Source organism: Streptomyces sp. NPDC050211 (assembly GCF_040656035.1).
In the GTDB taxonomy this organism is placed as follows: Bacteria; Actinomycetota; Actinomycetes; order Streptomycetales; family Streptomycetaceae; genus Streptomyces.
The window spans coordinates 1-13060 of sequence record NZ_JBFALC010000083.1 but is presented as its reverse complement, the minus strand read 5'-3'; the positions used below and the strand labels follow the sequence as shown (position 1 = coordinate 13060).

The 13060-nt window shown below is 70.4% G+C and carries 9 protein-coding genes and 2 pseudogenes; 7 read left to right on the top strand and 4 right to left on the bottom strand.

Translation table 11 applies throughout. The annotated features are described in order from the left end of the window. Positions 1 to 38: 38 nt before the first annotated feature. Both AB0I98_RS43870 and AB0I98_RS43865 read left to right on the top strand, forming a co-directional pair. A complete protein-coding gene (locus AB0I98_RS43870) occupies positions 39 to 1022 on the top strand; it encodes a 3-hydroxyacyl-CoA dehydrogenase NAD-binding domain-containing protein (protein WP_362951673.1) in 984 nt (327 codons plus the stop codon). Further along, positions 1019 to 1501, top strand: a complete 483-nt coding sequence (locus AB0I98_RS43865) for a thioesterase family protein (RefSeq protein WP_362951672.1) — start codon at positions 1019 to 1021, stop codon at positions 1499 to 1501. The genes AB0I98_RS43870 and AB0I98_RS43865 overlap by 4 nt, the downstream gene beginning before the upstream one ends. Here AB0I98_RS43865 and AB0I98_RS43860 read toward each other — a convergent pair. The 3 genes from AB0I98_RS43860 to AB0I98_RS43850 are packed head-to-tail and all read right to left on the bottom strand — an operon-like array spanning position 1479 to position 5128. Then, positions 1479 to 1877 carry a DUF742 domain-containing protein gene (locus AB0I98_RS43860; protein WP_362951671.1) on the bottom strand — a complete coding sequence of 133 codons (399 nt, stop codon included), beginning with the start codon at positions 1875 to 1877 and terminating at the stop codon, positions 1479 to 1481. The genes AB0I98_RS43865 and AB0I98_RS43860 overlap by 23 nt on opposite strands. 9 nt (positions 1878 to 1886) lie before the next feature. Continuing rightward, positions 1887 to 2324, bottom strand: coding sequence for a roadblock/LC7 domain-containing protein (locus tag AB0I98_RS43855; RefSeq protein WP_362951670.1), 438 nt, complete (start codon positions 2322 to 2324; stop codon positions 1887 to 1889). Next, positions 2321 to 5128 (bottom strand): nitrate- and nitrite sensing domain-containing protein, encoded by a 2808-nt coding sequence (locus tag AB0I98_RS43850; protein ID WP_362951690.1) that lies wholly within the window; start codon positions 5126 to 5128, stop codon positions 2321 to 2323. Before AB0I98_RS43850 ends, AB0I98_RS43855 begins: the two co-directional genes overlap by 4 nt. Before the next feature lie 416 nt (positions 5129 to 5544). On the opposite strand from AB0I98_RS43850, the gene AB0I98_RS43845 reads away from it, so the two are divergent. The 5 genes and pseudogenes from AB0I98_RS43845 (at position 5545) to AB0I98_RS43825 (ending at position 11335) form a co-directional block, all read left to right on the top strand. Further along, positions 5545 to 6075 (top strand): hypothetical protein, encoded by a 531-nt coding sequence (locus tag AB0I98_RS43845; RefSeq protein ID WP_362951669.1) that lies wholly within the window; start codon positions 5545 to 5547, stop codon positions 6073 to 6075. Positions 6076 to 6453: 378 nt separating this feature from the next. Continuing rightward, positions 6454 to 6684: pseudogene (locus AB0I98_RS43840) on the top strand (SRPBCC family protein); the annotation flags it as partial. After that, positions 6626 to 8092 (top strand): aldehyde dehydrogenase family protein, encoded by a 1467-nt coding sequence (locus AB0I98_RS43835; RefSeq protein WP_362951668.1) that lies wholly within the window; start codon positions 6626 to 6628, stop codon positions 8090 to 8092. The pseudogene AB0I98_RS43840 and the gene AB0I98_RS43835, both read left to right, overlap by 59 nt. Positions 8093 to 8185: 93 nt before the next feature. After that, positions 8186 to 9745, top strand: a complete 1560-nt coding sequence (locus AB0I98_RS43830; RefSeq protein ID WP_362951667.1) for an amino acid permease — start codon at positions 8186 to 8188, stop codon at positions 9743 to 9745. A 45-nt stretch (positions 9746 to 9790) separates the two neighbouring features. Continuing rightward, positions 9791 to 11335, top strand: coding sequence for a GMC family oxidoreductase N-terminal domain-containing protein (locus AB0I98_RS43825; protein WP_362951666.1), 1545 nt, complete (start codon positions 9791 to 9793; stop codon positions 11333 to 11335). Positions 11336 to 11404: 69 nt separating this feature from the next. On the opposite strand, the pseudogene AB0I98_RS43820 reads toward AB0I98_RS43825, so the two are convergent. Next, positions 11405 to 13060, bottom strand: a pseudogene (locus tag AB0I98_RS43820) (hypothetical protein); the annotation flags it as partial.

Here is a 13060-nt window from a genome sequence, read left to right as displayed (position 1 = left end):
ACGCCACGTCCCAGCAAGAAGCGCCGAAGGAGCCCAAGTTGACGGAGACGACGGAGACGTACACCCCCGCCACCACGCCCGAGGACGTTCGCCGCGTGGCCTGCGTCGGCGCCGGAGTCATCGGCGGGGGCTGGGTCGCCCACTTCCTCGCCCGTGGCTACGACGTCACGGCCTGGGACCCGGCCCCCGACGCCGAGGCCCGGCTGCGCCGGCTGGTCGAGGCGGCGTGGCCCGCGCTGGAGCAGCTGGGGCTTGCCCCGGGCGCGAGTGCCGACCGGCTCACCGTGACCGACAGCCTCGAAGAGGCAGTCGCCGAGGCCCAGTTCGCGCAGGAGAGCGCCCCCGAGAAGCTCGATCTCAAGCGTGAGCTGCTGGCCAAGCTCGACGCGGCCACGCCGTCGGGCGTCGTCATCGCCTCCTCGACCTCCGGCTACCCGATGACCGACATGCAGACCGGGGCCGTCACACCCGGCCGGCTGGTGGTCGGGCATCCGTTCAATCCGCCGTATCTGATACCGCTCGTCGAGGTAATCGGCGGCGACCGCACACACGCCGAAGCGGTCCGATGGGCCGCGCGCTTCTACGAGGTGGCGGGCAAGTCCGTCATCACCATGGACCGCGAGGTCCCCGGCTTCATCGCCAACCGCCTCCAGGAAGCTCTGTGGCGCGAGGCCCTGCACATGGTGGCCAACGGCGAGGCGACGGTGCGCGAGATCGACCTGTCCATCACGGAGGGGCCGGGCCTGCGCTGGGCGGTGATGGGCCCGATGCTCACCTTCGCGCTCGCGGGCGGCGAGGGTGGCATGGCCCATATGCTCGACCACTTCGGGCCGTCCCTGAAGTCCCCGTGGACCCGCCTGGAGGCACCCGAGCTGGACAGGGCGCTCTACGACGCCGTGGTGGCCGGCTGCGACGATGCCGCAGACGGTCGTACGATCGCCGATCTCGTCGCCGAACGGGACCGGGGCGTCATCGACGTCCTGCGCGCCACCGGCCGTCTGCCCGGGACCGGTGCCGAGTGAGCCTGCCGCTGTTTCAGGAGACCGTGCGCCCCGAGTGGATCGACTACAACGGGCACATGAGCGAGGCGTACTACGTCCTCGTCTTCGGCTTCGCGACGGACGCGTTGATGGAGCATACGGGGCTGGACGCCGGGTACCGCGAGCGCACCGGCTGCTCGCTCTACACGGCCGAGTCGCACGTCCGCTACCTGCGGGAGGTGCCGGAGGGTGCCCAACTCGCCGTCCGCACGCGGGTGCTGGGATCGGCCGGGAAGAAGGCGCGGTTGACGCATGAGATGTACGTCGTCGAGGGGCCGCGAGCGGAGCCCGACCCGGTCGCCACGATCGAGCTGCTGATGCTGCACGTCGATCAGGGAGCGGGCCGCGCCGTACCGTTCCCGACCGTCCTCCGCGAGCGCCTCGCGGCGCTCGCGGAGGAGCCGCCCGGATGGGCGGGCCGGTCGATCGGACCGGTGGTCACAGAGCCCGGAGCCCGTTGATCACATCACGCAGGATGCTCTCGTCCGGCAGCTCCGCGGGCGGAACCGGGCGGTTGACGTGGACGAGTTCCTCGTCGACGAGGTCGCCGACGAGGACGCGTACGACGCCGATGGGCAGGTCGAGTTCGGAGGCGAGCTCGGCGACCGACTGCGGCGAGTCCCGGCACAGGCCGACGATGTCCACGTGCTCCGGGGACAGCGTCTGGTTTTCGGCTTCCGAGTCGTCCGCGTGGGGTTCCGTGACGACCACCGCGATCAGGTCCAGGCGGTGCTGGCCCGCATGGCTGGTGCGGCCGCGCGTCATGGCGTACGGACGGACCACCGGTCCGGCCTCGTCGTCGAACCAGTGGCTTCTTCCCTGACCGTCTCCGCTCATGTCATCCCACTACCCGCCCGCAGGCAGATCGGTGCGCGGAGCGGCCCCCAGATGTACGCCGACCCGCTTCACGAGGAGCGTCATCTCGTAGGCCACCTGGCCGACGTCGGAGTCGGCGTCCGCGAGGACGGCGAGGCAGCTGCCGTCGCCCGCGGCCGTCACGAACAGGAAGGCGTCGTCCAGCTCGACGACGGTCTGCCGGACGCTGCCCGCCTCGAAGTGCCGGCCCACGCCCTTGGCGAGGCTGTGGAAGCCGGAGGCGACGGCGGCCAGATGCTCGCTGTCCTCGCGGGTCAGGTCCTTCGATGCCCCCGTCGCAAGCCCGTCGCCGGAGAGCACGACGGCCTTGCGGATGCTCGCGACGCGGTCGACCAGGTCGTCCAGGAGCCAGTTCAGCTCGCCTGTCCTGCCGGTGTCGCCGTGGTCGGTCGCCTTCGGTGCGGTCATCGACCGTCCCCCTTTGTCGTTCCTTGTGGTGCTGTGCCGCTGGGGCCATTGTCCCCCGCGGCGTTCTCTTGACGGCCACGCTGCCAGCCGCGCTGGAGCGAGGCCATACGGCTGCGTACCTCGTCGGCGTCCCGTTCGGCGGGCTCCGCCCGCTGCTCGGTGCGCTGCTCCTGAGCCTGCTTGAGCTGCGGGGCGAGGTTGGCCTGGCGGACGCGGCGGGGCAGGGGCGCCGTGCCCGAGCCGGTGGTCGGTGCCGCGTGTCCGTCCTGCCGGGGCTCGTGTCCGGTCCTCGGTCCGGCTTCCGGTCCGCGCTCGTGTCTGGTCTCCGGGCCGGTTTCCAGCCGGCCTTCGTGCCGGGTCTCCGGATCGGTCTGGGGGCTGGTCCGAGAGCCGGTCTGAGAGTCGGTTTCCCGCTCGGTCTCGTGCCTGGCCTCCTGGGCCGCCGACGCGATGGCGGCGCGGCGCGTGCGCTTCGGGAGGGCAGGAGCCGTGTCTGCGGAGTCACCGTTCTCGCGCCGGGGCCGCTGCTCGGTGACCGGACGTCCGTGCGAGCTGACGAGCTTGGGGGCGCCGCGGCGAGGCAGCGGGACCGGGGCGCCCGAACGGTCGTCCGTGCCGGGGTCGGCCGGATGGTGCTGTTCGCCGGGGAGACCAGCCGGGGCGGGGCCGCGGGGCCGGAAGAGTCCACCGCGTTCGCTGTCCTCGTCGCCGAGGCCGCCCGGGAAGTCGTTCAGGGCGTCCAGGTCGACGGGGGCCTCCAGTTCGACCGGCCCGTCCAGGAGGGTGGGCGGCAGACCGGGGAGTTGCACGGGTACCTGGGAGAGCGCGGCGCGGCGGCTCTCCTCCAACTGGGCCTCCTTGGAGGGGCGGTCCCGGTCGAGGCGGAAGCCGATGCCGTTGGTGTCCGGGACGTCGTCCGTCAGCAGCGCGTCCGGGATGAAGACGACCGCGGTGGTACCGCCGTACGGGGAGGGCTGGAGGGAGACGCGTACGTTCTGCCGCTGGGCGAGCCGGCTGACCACGAACAGGCCGAGCCGGTCGGTGTCGGACAGCTCGAACTCGGGTGTCTCGGCGAGCCGGAGGTTGGCGTCCAGGAGCGCGTCGGCGGCCATGCCGAGGCCGCGGTCGTGGATCTCGAGGGTGAAGCCGTTGGCGACGCGATCGCCGAGGACCTGGACGGCCGTGTGCGGCGGGGAGAACACCGTGGCGTTCTCCAGGAGTTCGGCGACGAGATGGGTCAGGTCCGCGACGGCGGGGCCGGTGACGGCGACCCGGGGCAGCCGGCGGACCTCGATGCGCTCGTAGTCCTCCACCTCGGCGACGGCGGCGCGTACGACGTCCATGAGCTGGACGGGCTTGCGCCACTGCCGGGAGGGGGCGGCGCCGGACAGGATCACCAGGCCCTCGGCGTGCCGGCGCATGCGGGTGGTGAGGTGGTCGAGCCGGAAGAGGTCGGCGAGTTCCTCGGTGTCCTCGGTCCGGCGCTCCATGGTGTCGAGCAGGGTCAGCTGCTTGTGCAGCAGGACCTGGCTGCGCCGGGCGAGGTTCACGAAGACCTCGGAGACCCCGGCACGCAGTTCGGCCTGCTTGACGGCGGCCTCGACGGCGGCGCGCTGCAAGGTGTTGAGGGCCTGGCCGACCTCGCCGATCTCGTTCTTGTCGTACTCCAGGCGCGGGACCTCGGTCTCCACGTCGACCTGTTCACCGGCGGAGAGGCGGCGCATCACGCTGGGCAGCCGGACGCCGGACGCCTCGTGCGCCTCCAGGCGCAGTTGGCGCAGGTCGCGGATGAGGGCGCGGCCGATGCGCACGGACAGGAAGAGCGAGAGCAGCAGCGCGATCAGGCCGAGGACGCCGGCGAAGGCGGCCTGGGCGATGACGCGGATCGCGACCGGGCGCACCCGGTCCTGATAGCGGTCGTTCGCCTGGTCGTTGAAGTTGGCGAGTTCGTCGAGCACGTCGCCGGCGGCGGTGTCCCAGTTCTGTGCGGTGACGTCGCTGGGCGTACCGGTGCCGGACGAGGAGCCGGCGGACTCCTCGGCCACGCGCAGCGGGGAGCTGCCGGCGTTCTTCCAGAACCGCTCGTAGCGGTCGCGTTCCGAGGAGGGCAGCAGCGGCAGGTTGACGTCGTACATCAGCGTGCGCTGGGCCACGAGGTCGGAGATGTCACGGGCCTCGCCGCGGGTGATCCTGCCGACGATCAGCGCGGAGCCGAGGAGGGCGTCCTCGCGGGAGAGCAGTTCGCGGGCCCGGGCCAGGTTGACCAGGGCGCGGTACTGCTTGTCCAGGTCGGTGTCGTCCACGACGTGGAGGTTGGTGAGCAGCACGTAGCACGGATCGACGAGCCGGTTGTAGAGGTCGAGGGCCTGGGCGCGGTTGACGGTGCCCTCCTCGACGCTGCGGCGCAGGGACCCGATGCCGTCGAGGGCGTCCAGGAGGGCGGTCAGCCGCTCGCCCGTGTTCTGCCCCAGCGCGTCGCGTACGTCGGCGTCCTGGGCGTTCCTGCGGATCTTGGTGACGGCCTCGTCGGTGGCGGTCCGGCTGCGGCGCAGCGCGGCGAGCCCGTCGGAGGCGCGCGGGTCGGCGAGGTAGACGAGGGTCTGGCGGCGTTCCTGCTGGAGCACCCGGACGGCGTCCTCCGCCGGGTAGCCGATGTTCTCGACGACCTCCGACACGTTGAACAACTGGCTCGCCTCACGTCCGGTGAGTACCGTGGCGAAGCCCCAGATCGCCGTCAGAGACACCAGCGGCACGAGAAGCAGCGCCACGATCTTCCGGCGGATCGACTTCCCGCGAAAGCGCATGGCCTCCCCCAGCTCGACCCCCACCGGGCGGGGGTACACATGTACGTCAACAAACGGCGCGAGCCTACTACTGACGCATAGGTAACTCGAAGACCCGTCCGGAAGCCGAACGTCCGCAACGGTGGCGGGTCGTGGGGAGTTGTCCGGTCATTGCGGGAGATTGCCTCCCCGATCCCGTGGTCACTGCGGTGAACAATCCGGTCGTTTCCGGGGCCGGTTGGCCGGAATTTTACGGTCGTTGGGAATCTTCGGAGCGTGCCGTTCGTCCTTCTAACGGGAGTTGGGGGCGGAATCGGCCACAGGAGCCGCATCCCGCACCTGGGCGGCGTAAAACAGCGCAAGCCGGGCAGCCACTGGAGAGCCGTGTCTTCGGACACGGGCCAGCGGTCCTGCCGGCGGTGGGGAGTGACACGGTGATGGGCACGGTTGAGCGACGCGAGGCGCCCGGTGACGGCGTGGCGGCGCAGGCGACGGCAGAGCGGATCCCTGAGACACGGGATCGCGACATTCCGGCAACCGACAGGGGGACGACGGACGAGCGGGACGCCCAGCCGTACTACCGACCGTTGTGGGTGGAGGAGCCCGCGCAGCGGCGTCGCCTGCCGGATCCGGTGCGTACGGCGGCGGTGCGTGCGGTGCTCGTCATCGCCGTGACACTGATCCAGGCGATGGTGGCCTTCCTGAGCACCCTGGCCGGCTCGTGGCTGGCGTTCCCCATGGTCCTCAGCAGCGTGGCCAGCACGGTGGTCGCCACCTGGGCCGCCCTGGACGTGTGGGTCACCCGCCAGGTGTGGAACCAGCGCCACGGCGTCGTGTCGACCCCGAGCAGCACCGCGCGTGCCCTGCGGCGCGAGCGGCGCAGGGCCCGGCGACAGGAGCGCGCCACCGAGCGCGCCCAGAAGCGGATACGGAACCGGGGCGGCACGGGCCAGCTGTCCCACCCGTGAGCCTGCGCGGGCGGCGCCCGGCGAGGGTTCGGAGTGGGTCGGCTGCGGTCGGGGCTCCCCTCCTACGAGTTCCCGGCGCGCCCGCATGAAGGGGCGTGGCCGGTCCGCGGAGAGCACGGCGGTCGTACGGCCGTCCCGCACGTCCAGCGCCATGTGCGCGCCGTACCGGTCCGACCTGACGTAGGGCGCAGACCCTGCGCTCCGTACGGTGCGTCCGGCGAGCAGGTCGGCCACGGCGGCCTTGGGCTGTTCCGTCGCGGACGTTCGCACCACGCGTGCCCTGCGGCGTGACCGCGCCGATGAAGCCGCCTCCGATGACGACGACCCAGCGTGAACCGCGGGTGAGTTCGGCGTGCCGATGTGCCGGTGGCGATGACGACGGCGTCCGTGGAGCTGTTCCACCTCGCGAACGCGCAGGATTTTGGAGCCTGTGAGCGAACCCCGACTGCGATGGCGTCGCGGGCGTACCGGAACGGTGGTGTGCTGGTTCCGGACGAGCACCACATCGGGATCTTCCACGAGTGGGTCCTTCAGCAGCTGGGAGGCGGCCATGCCGGATCTGTTCATCGACGGCGAGTGGCGGAGTGCGGTCGACGAGCGCACGCGTGAGATCCGCTGTCCGGCGGACGGCTCGCTGGTGGGGGTGGTGGACGAGGCCGGTGGCAAGGACACCGTCGAGGCGATCGCCGCCGCGCGCCGCGCCTTCGACGAGGGACCCTGGCCGCAGACTGCCCCCGACCAGCGCGGTGACCTGCTGCTACGCGTCGCCGACCTGCTGCTGCGGGACAAGGACGCGCTCGCTCGCGCCGAGTCGCTGGACACCGGCAAGCGGCTGGTCGAGAGCGAGTACGACATCGACGACATCGCGAACTGCTTCCGCTACTTCGGCCGGACGGCAGCGAGCGAGACGGGGCGGGTCGTCGACACGGGCACGGAGGGCGTGGACAGCCGGGTCGTGTACGAGCCGGTCGGCGTCTGCGCGCTGATCACGCCCTGGAACTATCCGCTCCTCCAGACGGCCTGGAAGGTCGCGCCTGCCCTGGCGGCGGGCAACACCTTCATCCTCAAGCCGAGCGAGCTGACCCCGCACACCGCCATACACCTGATGCGGCTGCTGGAGGAGGCTGGCGTGCCCGCCGGCGTCGCCAACCTGATCCTGGGCGCCGGTCCCGAGGCCGGCGCCCCGCTCGGCGACCACCCGGACGTGGATCTCGTCTCCTTCACCGGCGGACTCCAGACCGGCCGCCGGCTGATGGCCGCCGCGGCCGGGACGGTGAAGAAGGTCGCCCTCGAACTGGGCGGCAAGAACCCCAACATCGTCTTCGCGGACGCCGACTTCGACACGGCCGTCGACATGGCGCTGACCGCGGTGTTCCTGCACTCCGGGCAGGTCTGCTCGGCGGGCGCCCGGCTGCTGGTCGAGGACTCGATGCACGACCGGTTCGTCGACGAGGTCATACGGCGGGCGTCGGAGATCCGGCTCGGGGGACCCTTCGACGAGCGGGCGCAGACCGGTCCGCTGATCTCGGAGGCGCACCGCGCGAAGGTCGAGGCCTATGTCGCCAAGGGTCTGGAGGAGGGTGCGATCCTGCGCTGCGGCGGTGCGCGCCCCGACGGAGCGGACTTCGCCGACGGCTTCTACTACCTGCCCACGGTGCTGGACGAGTGCACGGGCGGCATGTCCGTCGTCCAGGACGAGTCCTTCGGACCGGTCCTCACCGTCGAGCGGTTCGGCAGCGAGGACGAGGCGGTTCGGCTCGCCAACGACACGATCTACGGCCTGGCGGGCGCCGTCTGGACGAGTGACGAGGCCAGGGCCGCGCGGGTCGCCGGGCGGCTGCGGATCGGCACCGTCTGGATCAATGACTACCACCCCTATGTGCCGCAGGCGGAGTGGGGCGGATTCAAGCAGTCCGGCTTCGGACGCGAACTCGGTCCGGCGGGTCTGGCCGAGTACCGCGAGGCCAAGCACATCTGGCGCAACACGAATCCCACGCCACAGGGGTGGTTCGCCTGACGCCCGGGTAGCAGCAGGCTCATCAACCGTCCTTGATCCAGGCACCCGCAGGAGCCGCTCTCCCCGTTCGCCTGCCCCACCAGGAGTCCGCTCATGACCACAACTCAACAGCCGGCCGGCCAGCAGGACGACGCCGAACTCGCCGAGTTCGGCTACAAACCCGAACTCAAGCGCACCCTCGGCAACTTCCACACCTTCGCGGCCGGCATCAGCTACATCTCCATCTTGACCGGCACGTTCCAGCTGTTCTACTTCGGATACGGCAGTGGCGGCCCCGCCTACTGGTGGTCGTGGCCGATGGTCTTCGTCGGCCAGTTCATGGTCGCCCTCTGTTTCGCCGAGCTGGCCGCCCGCTATCCCGTCGCGGGCTCCGTCTACAACTGGTCGAAGAAGATAGGCAATCCGCATCTGGGCTGGCTGGCCGGCTGGATGATGCTGATCGCCTCGATCGTGTCGATCGCGGCCGTGGCGCTCGCCTACCAGCTGACGCTGCCGCAGATCTCCGACGTGTTCCAGATCGTCGGTGACGGCACGGGCAAGTACGACGTGGCGACCAACGCGGTCATCCTGGCCGCGGTGTTGATCCTGTTCACCACGTTGGTGAACGCCTTCGGTGTCAAGCTGATGGCCAACATCAACACGGCGGGCGTCTTCATCGAGCTGGTCGCCACCGTCGTACTCATCGTCCTGTTCGCCGTGCACATCACCCGCGGCCCGCAGGTGGTCATGGAGACCAACGGGACGGGCGCGGGGTACGGCGCCGGCTACCTCGGCGCGTTCCTGGTGGCGTCGCTGGCGTCGGCGTACGTCATGTACGGCTTCGACACGGCCGCTTCGCTGGGCGAGGAGTCACTGGACCCGTCCCGGAACGCGCCCCGCGCGATCATCCGGGCGATCGTCGCCTCGTTCCTCCTGGGCGGTCTGATCCTGCTGCTCGCGCTGATGAGCGTGTCCAGCCTGAAGGGCGAGCAGTTGTCGACCGACGGTCTGCAGTACATCGTCCTCGACGTGCTCGGCTCGACGGCCGGCAAGGCGATGCTGTGGTGCGTGCTGATCGCGGTGACCGTGTGTGCGCTGGCCGTGCACACGGCGGCGATCCGGCTGGCGTTCGCGATGGCCCGGGACAACAACCTGCCCGCGTCCTCGATGCTGGCGAAGGTCAGCCCGCGCTTCAAGACGCCGGTGCTCCCGGCCGTGATCATCGGCATCCTGGCGCTGGCCATCCTGGTCGTGAACATCCGCCAGCCGCAGATCTTCACGGTCGTCACCAGCATCGGCATCATCATGATCTACCTCGCCTACCTGGGTGTCACCGGTCCGATGCTGGTGGCGCGGCTGCGCGGCAAGTGGCAGCCCGCGGGCGACGGCAAGTTCTCGCTGGGCCGCTGGGGGCTGCTGGTCAACATCCTCGCTGTGCTGTGGGGCGCGGGCATGACGATCAATCTCATGTGGCCGCGGGCCTCCGTCTACAACGCCACCGCCCCCTTCCACTGGTACCTCCAGTGGGGCGCCGTGCTCTTCGTCGGCGTGATCATGGGCGGCGGCTTCGCCTACTACTGGTTCATCCAGCGGCACAGGACCGGAGTGCTCGCCGAACACCGGCTGGACTCCGAACCGGCGACCGGGCCCCTCGCCGCCCCGGCGGCCGACTGAAATTCCGCACCAAGGACGTCTCCGTCATAAGGAGGTCAACTCCCCATGAGTATCGATGAGTTCGACTACGTCGTGGTCGGCGGCGGCACCGCGGGCAATGTAGTGGCGGCCCGGCTGTCGGAGGACCCGTCCGTCACCGTGTGCGTCCTGGAGGCGGGGCCCAGCGACGTCGGCGACGACGACGTCCTGAAGCTGGAACGCTGGATGGGCCTGCTGGAGTCCGGCTACGACTGGGACTACCCGGTCGAACCCCAGACCAGCGGCAACAGCTTCCTGCGGCACGCCAGAGCGAAGGTGCTCGGCGGCTGCTCCTCGCACAACTCCTGTATCGCCTTCTGGGCCCCGGCCGAGGACCTCGACGACTGGGCCGCCGCAGGCTGTACGGGCTGGAGCGCCGCCGACCTCTTCCCGCTCTACCGACGGCTGGAGAACAACGACGCTCCCGGGGAGCACCACGGCCGCACGGGTCCGGTGAAACTCCGCACGGTGAAGAGTGAGGACCCGTGCGGCACGGCGCTGTTGGAGGCATGTGCGCAGGCAGGGATTCCCACCACGGGCTTCAACACCGGCAAGACGGTGATCCGGGGCGCCAACTGGTTCCAGATCAACTCCGACGAGAACAACATCCGTCAGTCGTCGTCGGTCGCCTACCTCCACCCGGTCCTGGGCAAGCGGCCGAACCTGGAGGTACGGACGGGGGTTCGGGCCAAGAAACTGGTGCTGGAGGGCCAGCGCTGCGTCGGCGCCGAGTACCTCGACCCTGACCTGATCCACACCCGGACGGCACGGGCCCGACGCGAGGTCATCGTCTCGTGCGGCGCCATCGACTCACCGAAGCTGCTGATGCTGTCGGGCATCGGACCGGCCGCGCATCTGCGCGAGGTCGGCGTCGAGGTGGTGGTCGACTCGGCGGGCGTCGGCGAGAACCTCCAGGACCACCCCGAGGGCGTCATCATGTGGGACGCCAAGCAGCCCATGACCACCACGTCCAGCCAGTGGTGGGAGGCGGGCATCTTCTACGACACCGAACCGGGCCTGGACCGGCCGGACCTGATGTTCCACTACGGGTCCGTCCCGTTCGACATGAACACCGCACGCTGGGGTTACCCCACATCGGAAAACGCCTTCTGCCTCACCCCGAACGTGACCCGCGCGAAGTCACGGGGCACGGTGCGGCTGCGGACCCGTGACTACAGGGACAAGCCGAAGGTGGATCCGCGGTACTTCACCCATGAGCACGATGTCCGGGTGATGACGTACGGGCTGCGCCTGGCCCGGACGATCGCGTCGCAACCTGCGCTCAGCGGCTGGGCGGGCGCGGAACTCACCCCCGGCCCGGACGTTCGGACGGATGACGAGTTGCTGGACTACATCCACAAGACCCACAACACCGTCTACCACCCGTCCTCCACAGTGAAGATGGGCGCGGACGATTCCGCTCCGCTGGACGCGCGGTTGCGGGTGAAGGGGGTCGAGGGGCTGCGGGTGGCGGACGGTTCGGTGATGCCGGAACTGGTGACGGTGAATCCGTGCATCACGACGATGATGATCGGCGAAAAGTGCGCGGATCTCTTGAAAGCCGACGCCTAAGGACTCTGCGGTACAGGCCGCGGGGCGACTGCGGGCCGGTCGTGGCTGGTCGCGCAGTTCCCCGCGCCCCTAGGTTGCGCTGGGCGCCGGACGTTTGAACATCCGGGTCGCCGTGATCTCGCTGTGTCCGCCTTCCCCGGCGGGAGCCTGCGGCAGTCCCGGCCGGAGGTGTTCCTCGACGCTGATGTACTTGAGCCCGGCCCGCAGATCCGCGTCATTGCGCAGCCGGATGACCAGTGGGAACTCCGCCAGCGCGGTCGTGTCGAACAGGCCCGTCGTGTACAGGAGTTGGACACCGAGCGCATCCGACACGGCACGCTGAAGCTCCAGCAGATACGTCGCGTTGGCCCGCCCGATCGGGTTGTCGAGGAACAGCGTGCCCGCGTGCCGGTGCTTGTCACGCCCACGGTCGTTGCTCCGGAGTGCGGCCATCGTGCAGTACAAGGCGATGGCCGCGGTGAGCAGCTGTCCACCCGAGAACACGTCGCCCATCTGCCCCACCGGCACCCGCTCCGCACGAAGCACCGCGTCCGGCTTGAGGATCTCGACGGCCACACCCTTTGGCTGCAGCGCCGCCGCGACTCCCCGCAGCAGCAAGGACATCCCGTCCCGTCGCAGATCGGAGTTCTTCTTCACCGCGGCCCGCGTCGCCTCGTCGATGACCTCGCCGAGCCGCTCGGTGAGCGTGGCCTGGTCGGGTTCCTCGAAGCGGATGCGCAGGAACTCCTGCCCGGACCACTCCCCCAGCCCCTCGGGCAACCGCGACAGCCGCTGGGCGGACCGCAGAGTCGCCAGCGCCGACTCGACGAGCCCGCGGAGCCGGTCCACGATCGAGTCCCGGTTCCGCTCCAGCTGCGCCAACTCGTCGGTGAGCACCCGCAGTCGGGGCGCGAACGCGTCCGCCCACTTCTGCGCGTGCTCGGGCAGCGCGGCGGCGGGCAGTTCGCGGATCTGCTGCCGCGCAGGCGTCCGTACCTGCTCGTACCGCGTGGAATTAGCATGCCGTACGAGCACATCGCTCGCCTCTCGTACGGCGGACTCGGCGGCGGACAGATCGGCGGCGCAGCCCCGCAGGGAGCGCCGTGCCTCGGCGCCGGACTGCCGTGCCTCGTCCAGGCTGCCGGGATACGGCTCCGGCTCCTCCTGCTCCTCGTCCGAGGTGTGCTCGCGCAGCAGGTCACGCAGCATGGCGGCGATCTCGTCGAAGCCACCGGCCGCGTCCTCGGCGGCCCGGTGGGCGTCGAGGAGTTCGGCGTGTGCCTCCCGGGCCTGGCTCAACGCCTCGGTGCGGGAGGCGAGTTCGGCGGTGGCGGTCCGCAGGAGGGCCTGCGCGTGCTCGGCGTCGCGGGGCACCAGTTCCTCGGGCAGCTCGGTGTGTGCCTCGCCGTCCTCGGGCGCGTGCCGCTCGGCCTCGCCGCGCAGCCGCCCGAGCTGTTCGCTCGCGCTGGACATCCGGGTCTCCAGGAGCTGCACCAGCTCCTCGGCCCGGGCGACGGCGGCCTGCCGGGAGGGTCCGTCGGACCCGTCCGGGGACTGAAGCAGCTGCTCCGCGCGCGTGCGGACCTTGTTGCTGAGCCGGTCGAGTTCGGCCCGCGCCGCACTCTCGTCGCTCTCCGCGCGGGCCTGCTCGGCCCGCAGATCGGCGTCGACGCCGACCTTCTCGTACAGCTGCGATGCGGCGCGATAGGCCTCGCGGAGGGCGGGAAGGGACGACGTCGGAGCACC

What these genes read in the sequence shown, in the direction of transcription:
- AB0I98_RS43860 (WP_362951671.1), bottom strand. Translation starts at nt 1,877, where the DNA reads ATGAGCGGAGACGGTCAGGGAAGAAGCCACTGGTTCGACGACGAGGCC.
- AB0I98_RS43855 (WP_362951670.1), bottom strand. Translation starts at nt 2,324, where the DNA reads ATGACCGCACCGAAGGCGACCGACCACGGCGACACCGGCAGGACAGGC.
- AB0I98_RS43850 (WP_362951690.1), bottom strand. Translation starts at nt 5,128, where the DNA reads ATGCGCTTTCGCGGGAAGTCGATCCGCCGGAAGATCGTGGCGCTGCTT.
- AB0I98_RS43845 (WP_362951669.1), top strand. Translation starts at nt 5,545, where the DNA reads ATGGGCACGGTTGAGCGACGCGAGGCGCCCGGTGACGGCGTGGCGGCG.
- AB0I98_RS43835 (WP_362951668.1), top strand. Translation starts at nt 6,626, where the DNA reads ATGCCGGATCTGTTCATCGACGGCGAGTGGCGGAGTGCGGTCGACGAG.
- AB0I98_RS43830 (WP_362951667.1), top strand. Translation starts at nt 8,186, where the DNA reads ATGACCACAACTCAACAGCCGGCCGGCCAGCAGGACGACGCCGAACTC.
- AB0I98_RS43825 (WP_362951666.1), top strand. Translation starts at nt 9,791, where the DNA reads ATGAGTATCGATGAGTTCGACTACGTCGTGGTCGGCGGCGGCACCGCG.